Raw genomic sequence first — 23641 nt, forward strand, 5'->3', positions numbered from 1 at the left:
CCTACGCCAAAGTATAAATGATACGGAAATACATCCCCACATACATATCTTTCCCGGGTTGCACGGGTAACCCGGGTACTCTTTGGGAGATGCAATACCCTGAAGGGTGATGCCGGTTCCCCCCCGGGGGAGTGAGGTGCAGGATGGAGTTTACCGAAATTCAGATGGATGCGATGAGGGAGCTCTCGAATATCGGGGCAGCCCATTCGGCAACAACTCTCTCGCAGATGCTCGATACCCAGATAGGTATGAGCGTGCCGGAGATCAATATTGTTGATATATCGCAGGTGGGTGAGTTCCTCACCGATGAACTGACCACGCTTGTCATCTTTGAACTCCAGGGGGATATCCCGCACGGGGGTTTCCTGGTCCTGCATTTCCCAAGGGATTCGGCACTCCGGACTGCAAACATCCTCCAGGGCTCCGAACAGACCGAGCATCCGTTCAACGAGATGGACCAGAGCGCGATCCTTGAAGTGGGAAACATCATGGTCTCCTCGTTTTTGAGCGCAGCATCCGATCTGCTCGGGTTCATGATGCTCCCCTCACCCCCGGTCCTGGTCTTCGACATGGCCCATGCAGCCATCACGTCGCTCATTGCCCAGATGACCGTTGAAGTCGATGACGTGATCCTCTTCCGGGTCAAACTCACTTCAGAAGAGCACAATATCTCCGGTAACATCCTCATCTTTTTGGAGGTCTCGGCGCTCCAGAAAGTTGCAGCCCGGCTTGAGGAACTGACAAAACAATAACCATCCACTCTTCAGGATCCGCGGGCCTGCATCCATTGCGAGATGCACGGTCCGTTCTTTTTGGGCCGGAATTCCCACTCGTCTCTCTTCAGATCTCGATGAGTCGCTGGTCATGCAGGGCCAAAGCAACATTTATTTAACTAAAACAAGTAAAGTTGTTTCCGAGTTACTATGCATATTATGGAAGGTTTCCTGCCCTGGCAGTGGTGTATCGTCTGGTGGCTTATCGCCCTCCCCTGCCTGGCCTATGGTGTCTGGCGATTAAAAAAAGTCATTGACGCAGATCGCGAGGCGCTGCCCCTTCTTGGTGTCACCGGTGGGTTCATCTTTATCCTCTCCTCCTTAAAACTCCCGTCGGTTACCGGCAGCTGTTCGCACCCGACCGGTACCGGGCTCTCCGCGATCTGTTTCGGGCCGTGGATCACGTCGGTGATCTGCGCGATAGTTCTCCTCTTCCAGAGCCTGTTCCTGGCCCACGGGGGGCTTTCCGTCCTTGGGGCGAACATCGTCTCGATGGGCATTGTCGGCCCGATGGTCGGGTATGCCATCTACCGGCTGCTCCGTGACACTTCCGTGAGCATTTACATCACGGTCTTCCTTGCCACAGCGCTTGCGGATATGTTCACTTACGTTACCACGTCGCTCGAACTGGCCCTGGCATATCCCGCTGAAGTCGGCGGCTTTGCGAGCTCGTTTGTGCTGTTCCTTGCCATCTTTGCCGTTACGCAGGTGCCGCTTGCGATCGTTGAAGGAATTGTACTTGCGCTGGTCTTCAAGTACATCATCGCCCTCAAGCCCGATATCCTGATCCGGATGAAGATCTTCTCCGAGACGCAGATCAACAAAGCCCGTGGGGAAGCCTGATGGCGAAGAAGTACACGCTTGAAATCCTTGCCATTGTTGCCATCCTCGTATTCTGCGGGCTCTTCCTCTACACCAGCTCGACTCTCCAGGGGGCCGAGTTTGCCGGATCCGACAACGTGGGCTCGGGTAAGATTGCCGAATTATCCGGTAAACCGGTTGAGAGTTTTTCACCCCTTATTCCCCAGTACGAGCCGCCCAGCGGCGAGATCGAGTCCTGCCTCTTTGCCCTCCAGGCGGCCTTTGGCGGGATCATGATAGGCGGCGTGTTCGGGTACTGGATCGGCCAGAAGAAGAAAGCCTAATCGCTCCCTGAGGGAAATGAATTGATCCATGTTTGAGGAACTGCTGGAGGATGTTGCCCAGAATAACGGCCTGCGCGAGGTCAATACGACCGTCAAGCTCGCAGCAGGCCTTGGCGCAATCATCCTCTGCCTTCTCTCGACCGGGTATCTTGCCCCGCTCCTGATTGCCCTGATCCTGTCCGGTGCAATCCTCCTGCTCGCCCGGGTTGACGTAAGGACCTATGCCGAATTATTTTTTGTCCCGCTCTGGTTTGCCGCGCTCAGTGCGGCAGTTATCGTCCTGATCTCGGGAGGGAACCAGGTCTTCTGGAGCTGGAACCCCCTGCCGTTCCTGTCGCTCTCCGTCTCCCGCGAGAGCATCAACATGGGTTTTTTTATCCTCTGCCGGGTGATTGGCGGGATGTCGGCCCTCCTCTTCATTGCGCTGACAACGCCCATGACCGACCTCTTTGTCGTGATGCGGAAATGCCGCGTTCCGGACTGCGTGATCGACCTTGCCATGATCATCTACCGCACGATCTTCATCCTCATGGACCAGGTGCAGCAGATCTACCGGGCGCAGGTGATGCGCCTTGGGTATTCGGGCTGGCGCGAATCGATCCGGACCTTTTCCTCGATGTGCGGGGCGGCCTTTATTGCAAGCTGGGATGCCGGCGATGACCTGATCCGGGCCATGGATGCCCGGTGTTTTGACGGGAAGTTTGCCCTTCTCGGCGAGAACCGTCCGGCCGGGGTCCGGTCGGTTGCGGCCCTCTGCCTCTTCCTGCTCGCCGGGTCGGCAGCCGTGTATGTGTCGCAGGAGATGACGTTATTATAGGAGATCTGTTATGAGCCGTATCGTTCTTGAAGCACGGGATGTCAGGTACCAGTACCCCCGGAGCCGCGAGGCCATTACCGGGATCAGTTTCCATGTACGGCGGGGCGAGAAGATTGCGCTCGTTGGCCCAAACGGCGCCGGTAAATCCACGCTCCTACAGATGTTCAACGGTATGATCCGCCCGACTTCAGGGATCCTGCTCTTCGACAACGAGCCGGTCCGGTACGATACCCGCTCGCTCCGCCAGATCCGGCGCCGGGTCGGCTTCCTGCTCCAGAACCCGGACCGCCAGATCATTGCGCCGACCGTGTACCAGGATGTGGCATTTGGCCCGACCAACCTCGGGTACGACGAGGCAGCCGTGAAAGCGGCGGTGGAAGTCGCCCTCCGTCAGGTTGGTCTCGAGGGATTCGAGCGGCGGCCCCCCCACCATCTCTCGGGCGGGGAGAAGAAGCGGGTGGCAATCGCCGGCGTGCTCGCAATGGACCCGGACGTGCTCGTCTTCGATGAGCCGACAACGGGGCTCGACCCGTCCGGTTCCGAAGATCTCATGGAACTGCTCGACGAGCTGAACCATGCCGGCAAGACTATCATCATCTCCACCCACGATGTGGAGCTGGCGTACCCGTGGGCGGACCGGGTCATCCTCCTGGCCGACGGCCGGATTATCCGGGAGGATGTGCCGGATGTGGCGTTCGGGAACCCGACCTATGTCCGCATGGCGCACCTCTCGGTCCCGACCCTGCTCGAACTTTCCGTTGAGCTGGAAAAACGCGGGTTTACGATTCCGAAACGCAAGCCGCGGAGCGTGCTCGACATGGTGCATATCATCGAGAACCACCTTCATGGCTCCTGCGGGCACCCGTCGCCCGGTACGATCACGGTCTGCAACGTGGACGAGGGCGATACCGGAACCCTTGCGTCATGGGTGAAGGCCCGCACCATAGTGGTCGGGGCAATGGGTACGCGGGCAAAACAGTGCGCCGAACGGGAAGCTTTGCCCCTTGAGTTCACCTACGGGGTCATCGACAAATGCATCCTCCGGGCGCTGCGGGGTAAGGACTCGCTGATCCTCACCACCGGCAGCATGGTGGGCCGGGTGGCAGTCCGGGTGGAGGCGTACGCAAAGGAGAGCGGCACTACCATCCGCGTAGTCAGCCTGGATCCCGACGGGCAGCCTTCGCAGAACGGATGAGCAACCGTGCAGAGAAACCACGTATTCCCTGTCAGAAAATCCCGTGGGGATCAGTCACCATTTCTGATAGTTCTGATACCTGCGCTGAATATCCGGTTTTTGTCGCTGCTCTCGTCCCTTCTCTCATTCTGTCTCCTCACTCACCGGTGCCGGCTCCACCGCAGTTCTGGGATCCCGTGAAAGGAAGACAAAGAGGATCACGGGGATCATGTAGAGGTACATAGCAGGAACCTTCGAGAACGAGACCGTCCAGCCGTCAAGGATCATTCCCACAACCGCCATTGCCGGGAAGAGCAGCATGCGCAGCGAGAGGTTCCGGACAATCGCGGGGTCGAGTGCGGGAACACAGAGCAGGGATGACCGGGATACGTACCGCCAGAGGCCGAAGATCAGTATACCCGAGACGAAGATATTTGCATGGAAGATCACGCCGTACGGGATCGGTTCTGATGAGAGGGAATAGAGGAGCGATGTTAACGGTATGAAGAGGATCGAGAGAAGGAACAGAAACGTCAGGCCGACCATGATCCGGTCGATGATCCGGTTGTGGCCCATGATCTCGAAGAACTGGATATAGAAGAACGCGATGACGATGAAGAGGAAGAGGAAATAAAGCCCGTCGTTGATGATGTTTCCGATATAGGAGCCAAAGAAGACCACTTCATTTGCAGGAACGCTTGCCGGGAGTTGTATGTTGTTCCGAACGATCAGGGTCATGGCAAATGCAAAGACACCGTTGACAAGAATCTCGAACATGTCCTTTGGAACTATTCCGTCTACTGCCCCTTTTGGCGTGCCTGTTTCCGGTATAGGAATTGCATCCACCTCATCCGTCATGACATTTCCCCCAGGAACTTCTTTACCCGTCCGGTATTACCAATCGCGATGAGGATGAGGGCAAGGATGGTTGCAATGTAGATATACTGGGAACAGGGGATATCGAAGTAGATCATCAGTAATCCTGCGAGAGCCGTTATGGGGATGACGAGAACGTTCGCACTGGTTGCGGTCCGGTCACCGGCCGTAACCGCGGGACCGACCAGCGCCGGGTTCCTGATGCAGTGCAGCCATTCAAGGGCGATCACGATCCCGATTGCGAGCATGTTCAGGTGGAAGAGGTAGAAGACCTCCGGGACGCTGGAGAACAACAGGGCATGCTGGCTCGTGATCGGGATGAAGATGATGAACATCAGGAGAGCGAAGTGGAGGTACAGGTACATCCGGTCGAAGAGACGGTACTGGTGAAAGACATGGAACGCGACTATCCAGATTATGGCGAGGATTAAAAAGACGTTGAGAAAATTGAGGAGGACCGGAGCCTGTCCCATCCCGAAATCGTGCGCAGTGGCATTTGCCACCCAGTCCTGGTAGGTGGGAAAACGGATGAGCTTGAAGAGCAGGAAAAAGGCAAAGACAAAGATCGTATTGGTGAGTCGCCCGATATTGGTCTTCGTCACCGGCCCTTCAGCATCAGTTCCCGGCATATCGTCTTATTTCTCTATCGTTCCGGATGAAATAAGGATCGCGATCAGCGGGCCTCCTGAAGATCATCCGCGGGGTGCCTGGTGCAAACCGGCCGGATGCCCCCCTCCCCGGGAGGTGTTCGCATGCCGCGAGGGGCTACAGGAAAAACCGGCAGTTTCCGGAGTAGTTTTTAAAAAAAGGATATCCTGCCAGCTGATACCGGCATTTCAGGAACAAAATAGTTCCTGCCTGTAGTCCTGGATCCCTTAATGGCAGACCCCGTTCCAGCATCCGTTAACCGGTGTGGGGAGTGCCGCCTGCAGGGGAAGATCGACTGCGAAATACCATGCAAATGCCACGATTGCTCCAAGAATTGCCAGTCCTATGACGAACAATACGAGGTTCTTCATCGGGTCTGAAGGTTGTGCTCCGGTCATGATGTCACCTTGTTATAATAACAGAAATGTCGGCTCGCAATATATCGTTTCGCGTGCCGGGACAATTCTTCTCCTGCGTACGATCGTTGTTCTCATACCGGGATCCGGCATCCCCCGGTGCGTTTATTGCCCGGAACTCCGTATGTGTGCCGTAAGGGATTCTCATGAAACGCATCACCATCAATGCAATCATCGATATCGGCTGCCTGATCGCATTCATCCCCTCGCTGTTTACCGGGGGTCTTGTACTTTTTCCTCCCCTCCGGTGGGGGAAAAGGCGGCAGCTGGGTTACGTGGATGGGAATAACCCGGCATGACTGGGTCCTGTATCATGATATTGCAAGTTTTGCCTTTGCCATCCTGCTCGTCCTCCACCTGCTCCTGCACTGGAAGTTTTTCCGGCATATCGGCAGGCGCCTCAAACCGGAGGGAACGGATCCGGAACCCTGTTCTCCATGAGATGGTTCTTTCCGGGTCTGGCTGACCCTCTCACCCCGGAAAAAAATTCGTGAATCCGGGCATTCTCCCCTCCGGGTGAAAATATCCGGTTCGTGTTTACATTATTTATTTTATATTTCATCAATAGAAATTACAATTAATTAACTATAATAAGAAATACTACCCATATGAGCGATATGAAAATCCCACGATTTGTGATTATCTGTACTCTCCTTATCGCCTGTACACTATTCGCAGCAGGCTGCACTTCAGCGTCGAATCCGGGAGCCCAGCCCGCAACGGTCACAACTCCAGCCGGCACTCAAAATACCCTCCTCATATTTGCCGGTGCCGGGCTCAAAGCCCCCCTTGATGAGATCGGGCCGGCCTTTTCGCAGAAATACGGCATTCCGGTCCAGTATAATTACGGCGGTGCAGGCACCCTTGTCACCCAGATGAACTTAACCCGGAAGGGCGACGTCTTCATCCCCGGTTCAACGGTTGAATTCCAGACCGCAAAAGACCAGGGCCTGGTCAATACGAACCAGCTGGTTGCGTATCATGTCCCCACGATCGCTGTCCAGAAAGGCAACCCGAAGAATATCACGAGCCTCAAGGATTTCGCCCGGCCCGGCCTGAAGGTAGCCCTTGGTGACGCCAATGCCACTGCTATCGGGAAAGCCGGTGCAAAAATGTTCAAACAACTCAACATCACCGCAGCCGTCGAGAAGAACGTGGTTACCCGAACCCCGACCATCAACGAGCTGACCGTGATCATGAACCTCGGGCAGGCGGATGCGGCGCTCCTGACCCTGGACCAGATCGATTCTGCCAAGGTGGATGTAGTTGTCATCCCGGTCAAGGAGAATGCTGTCCTGATCACCCCGATCGGTGCGACAACGTACTCGCAGAATACCGATGCGGCAAACACGTTCGTTGCCTATGTCGCCTCGGATGAAGGAAAGGCATACTTTGCAAAGCACGGGTTCCCGATCTACCCGGACCCGGTATATGCCGGTGTCAAGCCATGAACGCACCCGGTGTAAGGAGAGATCTTCTGTGACAGAGTTCATACCTGTCGGGATCGCCCGCTCCCGGCTCTCAACCGCCGGGGCCCCGCCATTCCAGAGCGTATTCTCTTCGGAGGAAGGCGAGATCGAGGTATTCCCGGAATTCCAGGCAGGACTTAAGAATATCGAGGGCTTCTCCCACCTCATCATCCTTTCCTGTTTCGACCGGGCAGAACGGCGTTCACTTACGGAACAGCCGCTCCTGGATGCAGAAATGGATCATGGGATCTTTGCCTGCCGGCACTTCAACCGCCCCAATCCGATCGGGATCTCGTACGTTGCCCTGACAAAGGTGAACGGATGTACCCTTTCTGTCAGGGGCCTGGATCTCCTCAACGGCACGCCAATCCTTGATATCAAGCCCTATGTCCCGGCCTTTGACAGTATTCCCGGGGCCCGGTCCGGCTGGGTATCCGAGGAACATATCCGGCGCATACGCGAAACAAGCCTCTGTGCCGGCCAGGATCCGGGTCAAAAACGCCGGCAGGGATAACCCCGGGATGATGGCAGATGCGAAAGATCTCTCTTGCCATCACCCTCATCCTGTTTTTCGTCATCAGTGCAACCCTTCTCTGCCTGATCCTCTATTCCCCGCTTCCGGTTCTTGCCCAAAGCCTTCTGAATCCTGAGATCCAGTTCGCGATACTGTTAAGCCTGGTCACGAGCGTGATATCCACGCTCATCTGCATTGCGGTTGCCATCCCGGTCTCCTATGCTCTTGCCCGGTACCCGTTTACGGGAAAACGGATCGCAACCCTTGTCCTGACCATTCCCTTGACGCTTCCCCCGCTGGTTGCCGGTATCGCGCTCCTTCTCTTCTTTGGCACGACCCCGTGGGGCAAGGCCCTTGAGAGCGCCGGGTTTTCCGTGATCTTCACCCCGCTTGGGATCATTGTTGCCGAGGTTTTTGTGAACCTTCCCTACCTGATCCGCATCCTGCGATCCACGTTCTCTGCGGTGAACCCGCGTTTCGAGTACGTTGCAAAGACGCTCGGGTGCACGGATACCGGCGCTTTTTTCCAGGTCACCCTGCCGATGGCCCGCCCCGGTCTCATTGCCGGTGCGGTCATCACGTGGTCGAAGGCAATGGGGGAGTTCGGGGCGGTGCTGATGCTTGCCGGTGCAACGACCCTGAGGACCGAGACGCTGCCGATTGCGCTCTACCTGAATATATCCGGAGGGAACCTGGATCTCGCCGTAGCTGCTGCAACCATCCTGATCCTGATCTCCCTTGTCACCCTGTGTGCGGTGGAATACCTGGACCGGGATGTACATGTCTTTTAGGAGATGACCCTCGGTGTTGCGCATTGAATCCCTGTCCATAACCTTAGGCGAATTCACCGTACGGGACGTGTCGCTCGAGATCCATAGCGGCGAATATTTCATTATTCTCGGCCCTACCGGGGCAGGAAAAACGGTTCTTCTGGAGACCATAGCCGGGATCCATACGTCGGATACCGGCAGAATAATTCTTGGCGGAAAAGAGATAACCTCGACAGAACCGCGTTTGCGCACTATCGGGATGGTATACCAGGACTACATGCTCTTTCCTCACCTCACGGTCAAGGACAATATTGCATTCGGGCTGCGCCAAAAAAAGATGCCCGCAGACGAGCAGCATGTGCTCGTCGAGGAGATGTGTTCACTCCTGGCTATTGCTCACCTGTCACACCGGTATCCCGGGACACTGAGCGGCGGCGAGCAGCAGCGGGTTGCCCTTGCCCGGGCCCTTGTCCTTAAACCGGCAATCCTGCTCCTTGACGAACCCATGAGCGCCCTTGATGGCTGTACGAGAGAGCGGATGCGCTCGGAACTGTCCCGGATCCGAACGCTCACCGGTACTACCATCATCCAGATCACCCACCATTTCGATGATGTCTTTGCGCTTGCTGACCGGATCGCGATCATGCGGGAGGGACGGATCGTCCAGGCCGGGGAAACCGCAGATGTCTTCCTGCATCCGGCCGATACCTTTGTTGCAGAGTTCCTTGGTATCGGCAACATTATCCGGGGAACCTCTTCCAAATCCGAAAACATCACCCGGATCACGCCGGCATCCGGCCCGTCATTCGTTGCCGCGTCCGGTATTGTCGGGGACGTTGTTGCAACCCTGCATGCCGAGGACATTATCCTGTCCGAAGAGCCGTTTGCCTCCAGTGCCCGCAACTGCCTGCCGGGAACAGTTGTTGAGATCATCCCATCCGGAAGTACCGTCCGGGTCATTCTTGATGCCGGGTTCCCGCTCACAGCGCTCCTGACCCGCGAGAGCTGCCGCGACCTGCAGCTTGAACCGGGATGTCGGGTCTATGCAACTTTCAAGGCATCGGCAGTCCACGTGATTGCGGTTACCCCGGACAGGGACGGACCGGGCCGGTAACACGCTGGAACCGATTTACCATGCGAATTTCATCCCGACGCCGACTTCCTGCATCGGGCAGTACTCCGTAAGGGCCTGTTTTGCCGGAAGCGATGTGCAGTGACCGGCATGCAGGGCGCTGAGGTGGAGCCGGTTGAGGTACTTCCCGGTCTTCTGCATTCGCTTTGGACTAGGTGTCAGTAGGTGGAGTCCTCCGATGATATCAGCAACCCTCCGCTCTCCGCAGACTTCGCGGGCATATTCCGTGATGTTGCAGATCCCCGCGTGCGAGCAGCCCGTGATGATGACGAGTCCTTCTGCTGAACGGAACGCGAGAGCCGTGTCATCGGGCAGGGTATCCGGTTCAATTTTTCCGTCAGGACAATGAACCGTCCGCTTCTCCGGGTCGGCCTGCTCGAAGGGAAATCTTCGCGGGATCTCTCCGAGAAAGACCAGGTCATCCGTGATCCAGACGGGTTTTGCGGAGAGGCTGATCGAAAACTGCCGGCCTGCTTCCTCCCTGCTCAGAGCTGAGCCGTTCATAGTCCCGTTTTTTTCTTTCTGCCAGAAGCAGCGGGGATGGGCGATGAGTGCCGGCACCCGGGATTGTTTTCCTTCCGGCGCTGTACCGGCAAGGTGCACGGCAAGCGGGGCCAGTCCCCCGGTGTGATCGCTATGCCCGTGCGAGAGGATGAGGAAGTCCAGGTTTCGCAGGCTGATTCCCATCTTCTCTGCATTGGTTAAGAAGAGCCCGGACAGGCCGGTATCGAAGAGGATCTTTTTCCCGCCGGTTTCAAGGAGGAACGAGAGCCCGGCCTCGGCAGTGAAATTACGGTCCGCCGGGGCAGTATTATCAACAAGGATCGTAAGGGAGAGCCGGGGAGTCATGGAAGAATATCACTCATAAAAGGGATGAGCCTTTTCTTTTTCAAAGATTATTGATGTTCCTGGTGGTGATGATGGTAGTCCGGCGCTGAATCCTGGTATGGTTCACTGATACCCTTTTTCCCGGAGGGTCTGACACCTGAAGGAAAATACGCCCTATACGGGCTCTGTTTCCCCTTTTCAGATCCCGGCCCCCGCGGGAAAACCCCGTAAAATGCCCCGTTTTGGTCATCATTCAAAAGAACGATATTTCGGAGTTATTTTGCCAAAATACGGCTGGAATCCACCTCATACAACGGGGCATATCATTCGTAGAATCGAGGTTGATTTTTATCGGTAATTTACTCCAACCGGGCACCGGAAACCTTGCCGGAACGTGGGATATGAAGGTCATATAGTATGAATAAAATAAAAAAACCGGTGGTATGAATGATTCCCGGTATTCCCGATTTGTGATCGTCCTTATGTTCTCTCACCTGCCGAATGATTCGGAACGGGGAACCCGGTCCCCCACGGATCTGCAACCCGTTTTTGTCCCTCCGTTTCCGCTGTAATATGGCTACATATGACCTCTCGTTTTCCGACGTAAAAACATGAAAAAAACATGATAACTCTCCCTCTTTTTCGGGTAATATGACCTCCCGGATCCGGAAAATGTGCAATCGGGACCATGTACGGGCTCCGATTGGCCTGTCCTGGAAATCCCCCTTTTTTATGAGGGTGACGCCCGTCCGGTAAGTCCAATCTCCGTGATCCTGGGAATCGCCATCAAATAAAACCGGGGCGGGTCCGGGGATTGCCCGGAGACAAACCACATCGCGGTACCGGGTCTCACTCCACGCCGCAAGGGGCGCCCTGATAACCATCCGGTTGTTATCATGTTTTGATAAATTTGTAACGTTAAATACAAAATAGTAATTTTTTTATAAGATTTGATGCTACTTAGATCGAAATTCGTATGAAGAATATTATGATAACCCCCCTGATAATTCTGGCAATTCTCGCCCTTCTCCTCGTATCTGCAGGATGTACCGTACAGAGCACTCCCCAGACCACTGCAATTTCCCCTTCTAAAAATCCCATGCAGGTGGATTCCGGGACAATTACCCTCACCGATATGGCCAACCGGACCGTTGAAGTCAAAAATAACCCCCAGCGAATTATCGGTGTGGGAGCCGGTGCCCTGCGGATGATTGCGTATCTCCAGGCTGCGGACCGTGTCGTCGGCGTGGATGATCGGGAACAGAAAAAGTACAATACCTCGGGCTTCGGGATGCCGTCCGGTATCGACAAGCCGTACAATCTTGCAAACCCGGAGCTTTCAACAAAGCCATTCATCGGAGGTAAAACGGGCGACCCGGAACTGATCGCAGCCCAGAACCCGGATGTGGTCTTTTACACGTTCACCACGGGTAAGGATGCCCAGACCCTCCAGGAAAAAAGCGGCCGGCCAGTGGTAGCCCTGACTACCGGAGATCTCGGCAGGAACAAGGAGGTCTTCTACCAGTCGCTCAAACTCATGGCAAAAATCCTTGGCAAAGATGAACGGGCGGAGACAGTAACGACCTACATCGACGCGACCATAAAGGATCTCAATGATCGGACAAAGAATATTCCGGCAGATAAACGACCCCGGGTGTATGTCGGCGGCATTGCCTACAACGGAGCACACGGTTTCCTCTCAACCGACCCCGGCTACTCCCCGCTGCTGATGGTAAACGGCAACAATGTTGCAGCATCGGTAGGAACGAACGGCCAGATGATGATCGACAAGGAAAAACTGCTTGAGTGGAATCCCGATGTCATTTTTGTGGATGAAGCGAGTTATGCCCTCGTCACCGAAGATCTCAACGACCCGGTCTACCAGTCACTTACGGCAGTAAAAACCGGACGTGTGTACGGTGTGATGCCCTACAACTGGTATGCCAACAATTATGACACCGTCCTTGCGGATGCATATTATGTCGGAAAGACGCTCTATCCCGATCAGTTTGCCGATGTGGACCCTGCACAGAAAGCTGATGAGATCTATCTGATGCTTGATGGAAAGGCGGTATATAGTGACATGAAGACACTCTTCGGTGGCTTCGTACCATTCTCAACGCTGGTGAAGTGAGGATGCGGCGATGTGCGACAATACGCTCCCGGTTCCTGATCTTTCGGCAGTGCCGGGCATATCCCCGGCAAACCCGCTCTCCTTCCTCGACCCGGCGCTTGCGGGAGTGCGCCAGTACCATGCGGTGATGGCAGCCCTCGATCTCGGGCTGTTCAAGGTTCTCCGTGAGCCCAAGACCGGGCCGGAATGTGCCTTGGCACTGGGATGCAGGCCGGAGATTGTCACGCTCATCTGCGAGGGGCTGGTCTCCCTTGGTCTGCTGGAAAAGACAAAGGAACAGTACCGCGACAGCGGGATCACGCTGGAGTTACTGGTTGAGGATGCCCCGTTTTCTCAGCAGCATGCAATCGTATTCCAGCGGAAACTGGCCGGGTTCTGGGCGGATCTCCCCCGGATTGCCAGAGACGGCCCGGTAACCTGCGACCGTGCGCAGATGTTCCGGGATGTTATCATCCCCTCCATGGCGGAGCATTGCCGGTGCGGGCTCCTCCGGCAGGTGACTGCACGCGTCGAGGCGGTCCCGGAATTTTCCTCTGCAAAAAAGCTGCTTGACCTGGGCGGGGGTCACGGCCTGTACTCAATTGCATTCTGCCAGAAAAATCCCGACCTGCATGCCGTTGTTTTCGATCTTCCTCCCGTAACGGGAGTCACACGGGACTTCATCAGCCGGTACCGTGCTGACCGGGTAAGTGTCCTTTCAGGAGATTTCTTCAAAGATCCCATAGGAAGCGGATATGATATCATCTTCTCATCATCAAATCCGGGGGGCAGGGTACCAGAGCTGATCCCAAAAATTGCCGATGCCATAAGACCGGGTGGCCTGTTCATCAACAAACAGGCAACCGATGATGCAGCGTTCGATCCCTGGCTCAGTCTTGAATGGAATCTCTGGACCTTTAAAGGCGTACAGAAACAGGCAGCCCGGTACGTCTTTGCCAACAGCGTACCGGTTGCGGAATATAACCGGTTGCTGTCAGTCCACGGTTTTGTTGTGCGGGAAATTGTTCCGATCGATGCACAATCGGCCATGACCATTGCCGAGAAGGTAACGTCATGACCATTCGGCCGTTTGGGCGGACGTGAACTATGCATCTTGATATCAGTGCCGTGAAAGAACCCGGGGCATATACTGGCTATATCCGGAAAAAGATCCTGTTCCTCAGCACGTGTACAATTGTCCTGGTCCTTCTGGCATTCATTTCTGTTGGGGTGGGAAGTGTCATGATCCCCTTCTCCGATGTGGTCCAGACGCTGGTTTATCCCTCAACAGGAAATGCCGAGATGATCATCTGGAACATCCGGCTTCCCCGGGTAATCGCCGCGACAGTATGCGGTATCGGTCTTGCAGCCGCCGGCGTTGTCATGCAGTCTGTGTTGCGCAACCCGCTGAGTTCTCCGTACACGCTGGGAGTTTCCCAGGCAGCGGCATTCGGGGCTGCTGTTGCCATCACCATGTTCGGTGCAGGTACAATCGGACGCCTTATATCGGACGCAATTGTGGTCAACAACCCGTACCTTGTAACGATATGTGCATTCCTGTCATCGCTGGTGGCAACCTCGGTAATCCTGCTGGTGGCAAAATACCGGAGCACGACTCCTGAAGTGATGATCCTTGTGGGAGTCGCGCTTGCCGCGCTGTTCACTGCAGGCACAACGTTCCTCCAGTATTTCTCCAGCGCTGAACAGATAGCTGCGATTGTATTCTGGACGTTCGGCGATGTGGGGCGGGCAACATGGAGCGATCTTCTGATCATTGTTGCCGTTATCACACCCTGCGTTGTCTATTTCACGATAAAACGCTGGGACTACAATGCGCTTGACAGCGGGGATGAAACGGCAAAGAGCCTCGGGGTCAATGCAGAACGCATCAGGACCGTGGCAATGTTCCTCTCATCATTAATAGCGGCAGTCGTAGTCTCGTTCCTCGGCATTATCGGATTCATCGGTCTTGTCAGTCCTCATTTAGTGCGGCGCATCATCGGAGACGATCAGCGTTTCCTCTTTCCCGGCTCCTGTATTGTCGGGGGGATCATCCTTCTCGGTGCGGATACCGTAGCCCGTATCATCATCGCACCCGCGGTGCTCCCGGCAGGTGTGCTCACCGCATTTCTCGGAGCCCCGCTTTTCATGTACCTGCTGATACGGGGGAAATCGTTATGATCATGAGCGTACAGGATCTCTCGTTCCGGTACAATAGTCAAACGGTTCTCAGGGATATCCGGTGCGAAGCCCGGCCGGATGAGATTGTGGCAATCCTCGGGCCGAACGGAGCCGGTAAAACCACCCTCTTACGTTGCATGAATGCAATGCTCCAACCAAATACCGGTGCAGTTATGCTCGGAGACCGGGACATACTTTCCTTATCCCGGATGGAGATCGCCCGGTCGATCGCCCATGTCCCGCAACACATCGAACCCCCGCGGGTAACTGCGTTCGATGCGATCCTGCTCGGCCGGCGCCCGTGGATTGGCCTGAATGTGCACAAGGATGATATCTTGAAAGTCCAGGCGATTATCGAACAGCTCCACTTGTCCGCTCTTGCGCTCCGGCATGTGGATGCAATGAGTGGCGGGGAGCTCCAGAAGATTGTCATTGCCCGTGCGCTGGTGCAGGAGCCCCGGGTCCTGCTGCTTGATGAACCTACCAGCAGCCTTGACCTGAAGAACCAGCACGAGATTATGCGGTTCATCCGCTCGGTTGTCCACATTCACCATCTCACGGCCCTTATGACCATGCACGATCTCAATCTCGCGCTGCACTACGCCGACCGTTTTGTCCTGCTCAAAGAGGGCATGGTCTATGCAGCGGGGGGTGAAGAGGTGATCACGCCGGAACTGATCGAAGAGGTGTACGGTGTACCGGTAGCGATCCAGCGCTGGGGTGGGAGGAATGTGGTTGTCCCGCATGCGGATACCGGGGATGTTCCGGAATCACCGGGGATTTCCAAAAGGACGGTGATCGGCATGTGAATCCCCGGATTTCTCTAAAAATCGCCTCAAATTTTCAAACAATCTTTTTAATCCCATTTTCCTGAAAGTAAAAGAGAACAAAGTAATTCACGCAAAAAAAAGAACAGACTAATCAGATGATCCTATGACTCAATCCATAAAATCCTATGACGAAGCCGTAGCATTTCACGGGCATGCCTGCCCGGGGCTTGCACTCGGTTACCGTGCAGCAGAGTACGCGATGGATGCCCTCAGGGCCGGCCGCTCCGATGACGAAGAACTTGTCTGTATTGTCGAGAACGATGCCTGCGGGGTTGATGCGATCCAGCTGGTTGCGGGCTGCTCGGTGGGAAAAGGCAACCTGATCCTGCAGGACTTCGGTAAACACGCCTACACGTTCATTGACCGGAAATATAACCGCGCTATCCGCCTGGTCCAGAGACCGGAACCGGTTGTCCAGCGCATTGACCCGGTGGCATCAGCACTCCGGGAAAAAGTGATGGCCGGAACTGCAACACCCGCTGAACAGATGGAGTTCCACGAGCGACAGGCTGGAGTCATCGACACGATCCTCCGGATGCCGGTTGAGGAATTGTTCCTTGTTGGGGAAGTCAAACCGGAAATTCCCGTGCGGGCAAAGATCTTCGCTTCTGTTCAATGTGCAAGCTGTGGCGAGATGGTTGCCGAACACCGGGCCCGGGTCCGGGACGGGAAATTTGTCTGCATACCCTGTGCCGGGGAGTACGGCAGAGGGTGGTGAAAGGATCCCCTCTGTTGGGAAATCGGTATGCCGCCAGGAGGGTCTGAACGTTTAAGGAAAATAAGCCCAATACGGGTTCCGATTCGCATTTTCTGGGATCGTCCCCTTCTGGAAAACCCCGTAAAACGGCCGGTTTCGGTTTGTGTGGAAAATACGTCAAATTTAACCCTGTATTAGTAAAATACGAGCGGAAACGACCCCTTATAATGGCTATTAATGGCCCTGGAATCGGGACCGGTATTCCCCGGACTTATGCCCCATCCGGCACATGGAACTCCTGCCGGAACGCGAATATGAAGGCCGGTTTTTTTCTGACCCCTCGTAAAATCTTCAATCCCTGAACAACTAAGCAAATTTTATTTAGTTAAAGCAAGTTAAGTTGATCCTGTATTATCATGCACATCATGGAAGGATTTCTACCGTGGCAGTGGTGCGTGATCTGGTGGATCATAGCACTGCCCTGCCTTATGTTCGGAATATGGCAACTGAAAAAAGTTCTGGATGCAGATCGGGAGGCACTTCCCCTGCTTGGCGTGACGGGCGGTTTTATTTTCATCCTGTCATCATTAAAACTCCCGTCAGTCACGGGCAGTTGTTCCCACCCTACCGGGACCGGGCTCTCGACGATCTCGTTTGGACCCTGGATCACGGCAGTAGTCTGTGCAATTGTTCTCCTGTTCCAGAGCCTGTTCCTTGCCCATGGCGGGCTTTCGGTTCTCGGAGCCAACATCGTTTCCATGGGAATTGTCGGACCCCTTGTTGGGTATTGCATATACCGGTTACTCCGGGACACTTCGGTAAATGTCTACATTACCGTATTTCTCGTAACCGCTCTTGCTGATATGTTTACCTACGTAACAACGTCGCTGGAGCTGGCGCTTGCCTACCCCGCAGAGACCGGAGGTTTTGCCACGTCATTCATCCTGTTCATGGGCATATTCGCAGTAACGCAGATCCCTCTTGCGATTGTCGAAGGCGTTGTCCTGACACTTGTATTCAAATACATCGTGGCGCTTAAGCCCGATATCCTGATCCGACTGGGAATATTCTCCGAAAAGAAGATCGAAGCTGCACGGAGTGAGATCTGATGGCATACAAGTACCTGCTTGAGATTCTCACCGGGATTGCAATTGTTGCATTCTGCGCATTGTTCCTGTACACGAGCGCTACCATGAGCGGGGCGGAATTTGCCGGTTCTGACAATGTTGGTTCAGGACTTATCGCAAAACTCTCGGGTATCCCCCTGGAAAATTTCCAGCCCCTGGTTCCCCAGTGGGAACCCCCAAGCGGGGAAATTGAAGCCTGCCTCTTTGCCCTTCAGGCAGCAGTGGGCGGGATTCTGGTTGGAGGTGTATTTGGTTTCTGGTTTGGCCAGGCACACGGGAGGAAGGTCTCATAACCTGATTCCTCAATTTTCATCATCTTATTTCCTATGGATCTCTTCAGGATCATGGGTGGGAATAACCCGGCACGATGGGGTTCTTTATCCCAATATAACGAGTTTTGCCTTTTTCTGTCTTGCTCATCATCCGCCTGCTCCTGCATTGGAAATATTTCCGGACTATCAAAACGTGTTTCCGGGCATCTGAAAAATAGCTGTGTGATCTGCCGGAATAATCCGGACAAGTATTTTTTGAGTTACCCGAAGTCATTTCAGCCAGATCTATTTGAATCCATTAATATCTCTGATTTTTTCCCATGCGTCAGCTGCTTTCTTCCGGAAGAACCCAGGTCTTCCCTTAAAACAGGAACACGAGACTTTTGTGAACCCGGGTTTTGTGGAGCAAGTAACCCCGTCTTAACCTGATAATCGCACTATTCCAGAAAAAACCGTTAGTATTCAGTTAAAAAAAAAGGAGTATGCAGGTTGTGGGACGGCAAAAGTTATGTGTTTACTAACGTACTGCCCGATTCCTGCACCGGGTAATAATGAACGCGGCGACCGTCGCGGACTTCGGTCACGACGCCTTCGCCAATCAGCCGTTGGGTCCAGCGGGTAATGGAGGGACCGGCAAGCCCCAGATCGGCAGCAATCTCCCCCCGGGTGATACCGGGGTTCTCCCCGATGACCGTGAGGATCCGGCAGGTTGTAGGATGTCGGCGGTAGAGGATCCGCTGCTGGTCCGCCGGGTTATACCTCCCGTGATTCTCAAAAAAATGGTACCCCCCGCCCTGCTCCCTACAGGCAATCTTTTTCATATGCATAAGGTATCCCAGGTGATAGCGCAGGGTATGAAGATTGATACCGGTCAGGGTGGCAAGTGCCGGGATCTCGATGCCGGGGTTCATGAGAATCGTGGTGTAAATGAGCTGGCGTTTCTCGTGTTCGAGAATATTTTTCCCAGACAGCCTGCGGTATCCGTGGAACCGTATCGCGCGAACCGGTGTATTCCAGTCAAACGGGTCACGCTGGAGTTCCTGCTGTACCTGCGACCCTTCAGGACGTTCGTGACCATGACGGGCACCTGGTGTAGATGGCATTGCAGTGCCTGCTCCCCGCATCATACCATTTCTGGCATCAGGCATCGCACCGGCCATGCCGTGTCCGTTCCGGCATGCGAAGCACTCTCCGCTGCCATCCGTGGATTGCACAACACCAACAGAGCTGCCGCTGTATGGCGCCAGAGGAAGCACAATGAGCGCAAGCATAAGAAGAGCAAGTACGAAGATTACGGATTTCATTGTTGCTCAGGACATGGTACTGATGTGATATATAAGACGAGAGAATGAGGCAGTAAACCGGCGACAGAACCGTTTTTTATCCCCTCCCTCCAAAACGCAAACATGTAGCTGTGTGTCCGAGAAATGGTTTATCTTCTCCTGTTGACCGATGATGCAGGACCGGCAGATAGCAGAATTATGAAAATTTCTGCGGGCCGGCAACTAATGGAGGAAATCAACCATGATAAAAAAACTTGTAATCTGTGCGATTCTCGCACTCGTCCTCGTACCTGCTACCGTCATGGCAGCAGGATTCGGAGGGCAGAACAACGGTTCGACTCCCGGGCAGGGGCAGTACCTGCAGGATGGCCAGAACTGCGCGAACCAGTCATGTGCAGCAGGATCGGGAAGCCAGATCCAGTGCCGTAATGGCGGACAGCAGAACGGAGAAAACTGCACTTGTGGTTCCCAGGACGGCCAGTGTACGAACGGACAGAAACACACCGGGTCCATGGGCCGTCTTCACGATGGTGCCTGCACCGGATGCAAAAATGGTGCAGTAACAACGCCCTGAACATTGTTCCGGAAATCCGGACCCCCCATTTTTCCCTGGAATGCGTCGGTCTTTCGTGCCTGCGAATCGCAGGGGTAATGGATGCGACCAAGATCCTTTCTTCTTATGGCCCTGACGACTTCAGGGATATCGAGTACCGGAGAATGACCGGTACAGACAGAAAATGAGATTATCCGTTTGGAAATTCAACCCGGGTAATTCCAACCGGTTGAACCTCCGGGTCCGTTCCGGTACGGATGAGAGGGAATCGTTATGAACTGCCGGTTCGTCGCCAGGTTCCGTCAGGCACATGAATCTCAAACCGGGCCCCTTTTCCCGGTTCCCCGGTTTCTGTAATCGTTATGCCGGTGATCGAGAGGATCTCGCGGGAGAGGAAAAGCCCGAGGCCGGTGTGTTTTCCAAAGCCCCGTTCAAAGAGCCGTCTCTTATCCTCAGCGGTTATTCCAAGACCATCATCTTCAACAGAGACCGTTAAATTCTGGCCGAATATCTGGTGGGAGAACCGGATCGTGGTCATAGCCGGGCCCCCGTAATGAAGAGCATTGTCAATGAGATTGTAGAACACTTTCTCAAAAAGCGGATCGGTAAAAATCTCCAGACCGGCAATCTCATCAACAACCCTGATATCCCTCATCGGAAGTGCTCCAACTGCTGATTTCAGGCAGGATGAAAGATTCTGCCAGACCGGTTCTTTCACACCGAGGTTCTGGTATTCTCTGGTGAAGACTATCTGGTGCTCAATCGCACTCGCCGCGCGGTCAGCCTTGAGGAGGTATTCAGAAACCTCTGCAGCATTATCAAGGGATTCTTTCGAGAGTTCAAGGAATGCTTTTAAGGAGAATAACTGGTTGTTGATATCGTGCCTTGTGATACTGGAGAGGAGGTTGAGTTTCTTGTTCACCTCGCGGAGGGCAGTCTCCATCTGTTTCCGCTCGGATATGTCCCGGATGATCCCGACAAGGAATTCCTCGCCGTCCCCATTGATGTACAGGGATTTCTTGGTGACAATCGTGTGTCTGTTACCCTGCGAGTCAGTCAGGAATTCCTCGCTCTCGTTGTTCATACGGGAGCTGAATACCACCTCATCGTTTTTGCGATAAATGTCTGCCTCGTCTTTGGGAAAGAAATCATAATCGGTTTTTCCCTGGAGTTCTTCACGGCTGTGGCCGACGAACCTGCAGAATCCGTCATTCAGTGTCACAAAACAATGCCCACGATCCTTGACAAAGACCGGATCGGAGATAGTGTTGATGATGGCATCGAGATAGTTCTTCGACTCCCGCAAGGCCCGGGCTATCGTTTTCTGGTGAGTGACATCCCGGAGCGATTCAATTGCTCCAACCGTCTCCCTGTTATGGTTGAAAAGGGGCGTTGCTGTAACCCAGAAATCGATCCGTGTGCCATCCGGTCGTACGGTCTGAACCTCGGAAAATATCGTGTGCCCCTGACGATGGCAATTCGGGTACCTTTGCTTTATCTCATCCTGCTGATCATGCAGCACCAGGTCTATCAGAACCGGCCGGGATGTTCCATAGAACCAGACCGCGTAGGCATAATCTCCTTTACCGAGAATTGAGGCCGCGGGTATCCCTGTCAGTTTCTCCATGGCATGGTTCCATGCAACGAGCTTCCCACCTTTGTCGATAACCATCGTGGGATCAGGAAGAAAACCGATGATGTCGGAGAGGCGCCGGTTGGCATCCCGCAGGTCATATTCCACGCGCTTGCGGCTGGTAATGTCCCGGTTGCTGGCCCGCCTGCCAATGAATTTCCCCTGGGCATCGTAAATCGGCGTACAGACATGGCCGATCCAGCGAATATCCCCGTTCCGATGAATGATGCGGAAATCAACAACGCCGGGCTGCTGCCTTGTCAGCCCCTGCGACATGTGGTGATCGAGCGCGTGGATATCATCGGGATGAATGATCTTTTTGATCAGATCCTTGTCCTGTGCAAAATCCCGCCAGGTGTACCCGGTGATTCGTTCGCAGGAGGGCGTGGTATAACGGATAGTTTCGTCCGGTGCTATCCAGTATTCCCAATCATAGGTATAGTCCGCAAGCATCCGGTATTTTTCCTCGCTCTCGCGAAGGGCATCTTCTGCTTTTCTCCGCTCCGTGATGTCCCGCCCGATAACCTGAATACCGGTAATGTTCCCTGCATGGATGATGGGGGAACCCTTGAATTCAATGATGGCATAATCCCCCTCCTTTTTCATCATGCGGAGTATGATCTCTTCGGGAGCAGAGTCTCGGGCAATATGCAGGACTGCATTCTGCAGCACACCGATATCATCCGGATGAATGAATGACTGGGGCATCCTGCCGGTAATTTCCGCGGGATCGTATCCCAATCTCCGGACCGATGGGGACACGTACAGCGCTCGTCCTTCAGAATCTGTGAGCAGGATGATATCGGAACTCCGTTCAGCCACACCCCGAAACTGCCGCTCACTCTCCTGTATCCTCAGGGCAAGGAACGAGACCACCGCGGCAATCAGGATAAACAGTACGATCCGTCCTGCCGCAAAAAGAAGTTGTCCGGGAAAGACCGGATTCAGGATGAATGTCATGCCGCAGTACATGGCCGAGAGTGCGCAGGTGAAGATTACTCCCCGGCGGGGGAAGAAATATGCCGTGAGGATGATGGGAATATAGAAGAGATGCGGAAGGACATTGGTGATCCCGATAGTGAGCCCGTAGCCGTTCAGAACCAGGACTCCTGCTGAGATGGCAGCGATGATACCCGCGAGGAACGCTGGTCTTTTCTGCAGGGTTGGGATGAGAGACTGGTTCATGGGATATCACTTCAAGGTCCTGATGCCAATGGTCTGTTATTGACAACGGGAATAAAAAACTTGTCCCGTCTTTATACTAACTGTCAGGGTGCAATCCTTTAAATGATTTATGCGCATATGAGTAAATATCGTACGACAACCGTACGGTTGGTGAACATATGCCCAAAAATACCCACCCCGCATCCAGCGATTCCATAAAATCCAGCACTGAAAAGAAATCCACGACCCTCCACACCTGCGCATGTGGTGAAACCCATGAGAATCATGAAGAGGGCATAAGCCACCGGGATGAATGCACGTCTCCCCAAAAATTCGGCAACTCCTGCTGCTGCGGATCCGGTACGGCCGCAAAAGAGGCCCGTACCCGCTGCGGCCACGGGCCCCGGTGCCAGTAAGAATCACCACTCTCTTTTCCCTTGCCACAAATGAATCTGCCATGACCCGACATCCGGAATTCCCTGAACTGCTGGAGCGGTATATGGAGGATTCCGGCCGGTCTGAACAATGGCTCACGGTGCAGGAGATCCGTACCTATTTTCATCTGGGAGAATCCGACGGACCGGCAATTTCCGGCTTCTTGAGTAAAATCAATCACGGGCCGTTCGTATCCTGCCGGTACAGGGTGGCACGCATGGAAAAATTCCAGGACACACGTCCACCCTACCGGATCATCAAGAAATATCTTGTACAGGAACGTCCGGTCCAAAGACCGCATCATGGCACCGATGTAAAGGAATCCGCCCGATAGGCCCGGCAAGCATGTTATACTATTCCGGATACAGTATATAATCAGGAACCGGCTATGGCAGCGGACGAAACCACGGAGGGAACGGAGTGCCCGCGACGGGGAAGGCCACGGCTCAGGCGCACGATTGCCGGTAACCCGGAATCCCGCTGCTACAAGCCCTGCTGTTGTCCTGAACTGGAGGGACAGGGCATCTCATTGCAGCCCGATGAGATTGAACTGATCCGGCTCATCGACCTTGAAGGGCTTGAACAGGAAGAGGCGGCGGAAAAACTCGGGGTCTCGCGCAAGACCGCGTGGCGCGATCTTCATGAGGCAAGGCGCAAAATTGCCGATGCACTCGTCAACGGTAAAGGTATCGAGATGGCCGGCTGCACCAAAGCGGCGGAAGGCCGGTGCCCGAAGTGCCCGCGGTAAGATTTTTTTTTCATCTGAAGCAGCTGTTATTGTCCATTTACCA

Annotated in this window: 27 protein-coding genes; 21 read left to right on the forward strand and 6 right to left on the reverse strand. The window is 54.5% G+C overall.

Annotation, left to right across the window (positions count from 1 at the left end; translation table 11 throughout):
• The first annotated feature begins 143 nt into the window (after positions 1–143).
• The 5 genes from WC598_RS02845 (at position 144) to WC598_RS02865 (ending at position 3930) form a co-directional block, all read left to right on the forward strand.
• Positions 144–752 (forward strand): chemotaxis protein CheC, encoded by a 609-nt coding sequence (locus WC598_RS02845; protein WP_372959955.1) that lies wholly within the window; start codon positions 144–146, stop codon positions 750–752.
• Between the two features lie 171 nt (positions 753–923).
• Positions 924–1616, forward strand: coding sequence for an energy-coupling factor ABC transporter permease (locus tag WC598_RS02850; protein WP_372959956.1), 693 nt, complete (start codon positions 924–926; stop codon positions 1614–1616).
• Positions 1616–1918: an energy-coupling factor ABC transporter substrate-binding protein gene (locus tag WC598_RS02855; protein WP_372959957.1), complete on the forward strand. Its 303-nt coding sequence runs from the start codon at positions 1616–1618 to the stop codon at positions 1916–1918. The genes WC598_RS02850 and WC598_RS02855 overlap by 1 nt, the downstream gene beginning before the upstream one ends.
• 28 nt (positions 1919–1946) lie before the next feature.
• On the forward strand, positions 1947–2735 hold the full coding sequence (cbiQ, locus tag WC598_RS02860; protein WP_372959958.1) for a cobalt ECF transporter T component CbiQ: 789 nt from the start codon (positions 1947–1949) through the stop codon (positions 2733–2735).
• Positions 2736–2745: 10 nt separating this feature from the next.
• A complete protein-coding gene (locus WC598_RS02865; protein WP_372959959.1) occupies positions 2746–3930 on the forward strand; it encodes an energy-coupling factor ABC transporter ATP-binding protein in 1185 nt (394 codons plus the stop codon).
• Between the two features lie 123 nt (positions 3931–4053).
• Here WC598_RS02865 and WC598_RS02870 read toward each other — a convergent pair whose 3' ends face one another.
• The 3 genes from WC598_RS02870 to WC598_RS02880 form a co-directional block, all read right to left on the reverse strand.
• Entirely contained in the window at positions 4054–4767 is a 714-nt protein-coding gene (locus WC598_RS02870) for a TMEM175 family protein (RefSeq protein ID WP_372959960.1), read from the reverse strand.
• A complete protein-coding gene (locus WC598_RS02875; RefSeq protein WP_372959961.1) occupies positions 4764–5414 on the reverse strand; it encodes a TMEM175 family protein in 651 nt (216 codons plus the stop codon). The genes WC598_RS02870 and WC598_RS02875 overlap by 4 nt, the downstream gene beginning before the upstream one ends.
• 246 nt (positions 5415–5660) lie before the next feature.
• On the reverse strand, positions 5661–5831 hold the full coding sequence (locus WC598_RS02880; RefSeq protein ID WP_372959962.1) for a hypothetical protein: 171 nt from the start codon (positions 5829–5831) through the stop codon (positions 5661–5663).
• 164 nt (positions 5832–5995) lie between these two features.
• Between WC598_RS02880 and WC598_RS02885 the strand changes: the two genes are divergently transcribed.
• From WC598_RS02885 to WC598_RS02910, 6 genes are all read left to right on the forward strand, one after another.
• Positions 5996–6148 carry a hypothetical protein gene (locus tag WC598_RS02885; RefSeq protein ID WP_372959963.1) on the forward strand — a complete coding sequence of 51 codons (153 nt, stop codon included), beginning with the start codon at positions 5996–5998 and terminating at the stop codon, positions 6146–6148.
• Positions 6129–6290, forward strand: a complete 162-nt coding sequence (locus tag WC598_RS02890) for a DUF4405 domain-containing protein (protein ID WP_372959964.1) — start codon at positions 6129–6131, stop codon at positions 6288–6290. The genes WC598_RS02885 and WC598_RS02890 overlap by 20 nt, the downstream gene beginning before the upstream one ends.
• Positions 6291–6457: 167 nt before the next feature.
• Entirely contained in the window at positions 6458–7300 is an 843-nt protein-coding gene (gene modA / locus WC598_RS02895; protein WP_372959965.1) for a molybdate ABC transporter substrate-binding protein, read from the forward strand.
• Positions 7301–7328: 28 nt separating this feature from the next.
• Positions 7329–7832: a tRNA (N6-threonylcarbamoyladenosine(37)-N6)-methyltransferase TrmO gene (tsaA, locus tag WC598_RS02900; RefSeq protein ID WP_372959966.1), complete on the forward strand. Its 504-nt coding sequence runs from the start codon at positions 7329–7331 to the stop codon at positions 7830–7832.
• 17 nt (positions 7833–7849) lie between these two features.
• On the forward strand, positions 7850–8623 hold the full coding sequence (locus tag WC598_RS02905) for an ABC transporter permease (RefSeq protein ID WP_372959967.1): 774 nt from the start codon (positions 7850–7852) through the stop codon (positions 8621–8623).
• 13 nt (positions 8624–8636) lie between these two features.
• A complete protein-coding gene (locus WC598_RS02910; RefSeq protein WP_372959968.1) occupies positions 8637–9716 on the forward strand; it encodes an ATP-binding cassette domain-containing protein in 1080 nt (359 codons plus the stop codon).
• Between the two features lie 15 nt (positions 9717–9731).
• Here the strand turns inward: WC598_RS02910 and WC598_RS02915 are convergent, their stop codons facing one another.
• A complete protein-coding gene (locus WC598_RS02915) occupies positions 9732–10583 on the reverse strand; it encodes an MBL fold metallo-hydrolase (RefSeq protein ID WP_372959969.1) in 852 nt (283 codons plus the stop codon).
• 955 nt (positions 10584–11538) lie between these two features.
• Here WC598_RS02915 and WC598_RS02920 point away from each other — a divergent pair.
• The 7 genes from WC598_RS02920 to WC598_RS02950 all read left to right on the forward strand — a co-directional run bounded on the left by WC598_RS02920 (position 11539) and on the right by WC598_RS02950 (position 17803).
• Positions 11539–12696: an iron ABC transporter substrate-binding protein gene (locus WC598_RS02920; protein WP_372959970.1), complete on the forward strand. Its 1158-nt coding sequence runs from the start codon at positions 11539–11541 to the stop codon at positions 12694–12696.
• Positions 12697–12706: 10 nt separating this feature from the next.
• Complete coding sequence (locus tag WC598_RS02925) at positions 12707–13753, forward strand: methyltransferase (protein ID WP_372959971.1); 1047 nt, start codon at positions 12707–12709, stop codon at positions 13751–13753.
• Positions 13754–13782: 29 nt separating this feature from the next.
• Complete coding sequence (locus WC598_RS02930) at positions 13783–14856, forward strand: FecCD family ABC transporter permease (protein WP_372959972.1); 1074 nt, start codon at positions 13783–13785, stop codon at positions 14854–14856.
• A 2-nt stretch (positions 14857–14858) separates the two neighbouring features.
• The gene (locus WC598_RS02935) at positions 14859–15665 is read left to right on the forward strand and encodes an ABC transporter ATP-binding protein (RefSeq protein ID WP_372959973.1); all 807 of its coding nucleotides are present in this window, start codon (positions 14859–14861) and stop codon (positions 15663–15665) included.
• Between the two features lie 124 nt (positions 15666–15789).
• Positions 15790–16404 carry an FmdE family protein gene (locus WC598_RS02940; protein WP_372959974.1) on the forward strand — a complete coding sequence of 205 codons (615 nt, stop codon included), beginning with the start codon at positions 15790–15792 and terminating at the stop codon, positions 16402–16404.
• A 395-nt stretch (positions 16405–16799) separates the two neighbouring features.
• Complete coding sequence (locus tag WC598_RS02945) at positions 16800–17492, forward strand: energy-coupling factor ABC transporter permease (RefSeq protein ID WP_372959975.1); 693 nt, start codon at positions 16800–16802, stop codon at positions 17490–17492.
• A complete protein-coding gene (locus WC598_RS02950; protein WP_372959976.1) occupies positions 17492–17803 on the forward strand; it encodes an energy-coupling factor ABC transporter substrate-binding protein in 312 nt (103 codons plus the stop codon). The genes WC598_RS02945 and WC598_RS02950 overlap by 1 nt, the downstream gene beginning before the upstream one ends.
• A 485-nt stretch (positions 17804–18288) precedes the next feature.
• On the opposite strand, the gene WC598_RS02955 is transcribed toward WC598_RS02950, so the two are convergent.
• Positions 18289–19086, reverse strand: a complete 798-nt coding sequence (locus WC598_RS02955; RefSeq protein ID WP_372959977.1) for a winged helix-turn-helix transcriptional regulator — start codon at positions 19084–19086, stop codon at positions 18289–18291.
• A gap of 220 nt (positions 19087–19306) precedes the next feature.
• Here WC598_RS02955 and WC598_RS02960 point away from each other — a divergent pair, with 220 nt between their 5' ends.
• Positions 19307–19639, forward strand: a complete 333-nt coding sequence (locus WC598_RS02960; RefSeq protein WP_372959978.1) for a hypothetical protein — start codon at positions 19307–19309, stop codon at positions 19637–19639.
• A gap of 250 nt (positions 19640–19889) precedes the next feature.
• Here the strand turns inward: WC598_RS02960 and WC598_RS02965 are convergent, their stop codons facing one another.
• Positions 19890–22436 (reverse strand): PAS domain S-box protein, encoded by a 2547-nt coding sequence (locus tag WC598_RS02965; protein ID WP_372959979.1) that lies wholly within the window; start codon positions 22434–22436, stop codon positions 19890–19892.
• Between the two features lie 158 nt (positions 22437–22594).
• Between WC598_RS02965 and WC598_RS02970 the strand changes: the two genes are divergently transcribed.
• Positions 22595–22831, forward strand: a complete 237-nt coding sequence (locus WC598_RS02970) for a hypothetical protein (RefSeq protein ID WP_372959980.1) — start codon at positions 22595–22597, stop codon at positions 22829–22831.
• 407 nt (positions 22832–23238) lie between these two features.
• Entirely contained in the window at positions 23239–23598 is a 360-nt protein-coding gene (locus WC598_RS02975) for a DUF134 domain-containing protein (protein ID WP_372959981.1), read from the forward strand.
• Positions 23599–23641 lie beyond the last annotated feature (43 nt).

It is taken from the genome of Methanoregula sp., assembly GCF_041645475.1.
Lineage (GTDB): Archaea > Halobacteriota > Methanomicrobia > Methanomicrobiales > Methanospirillaceae > Methanoregula.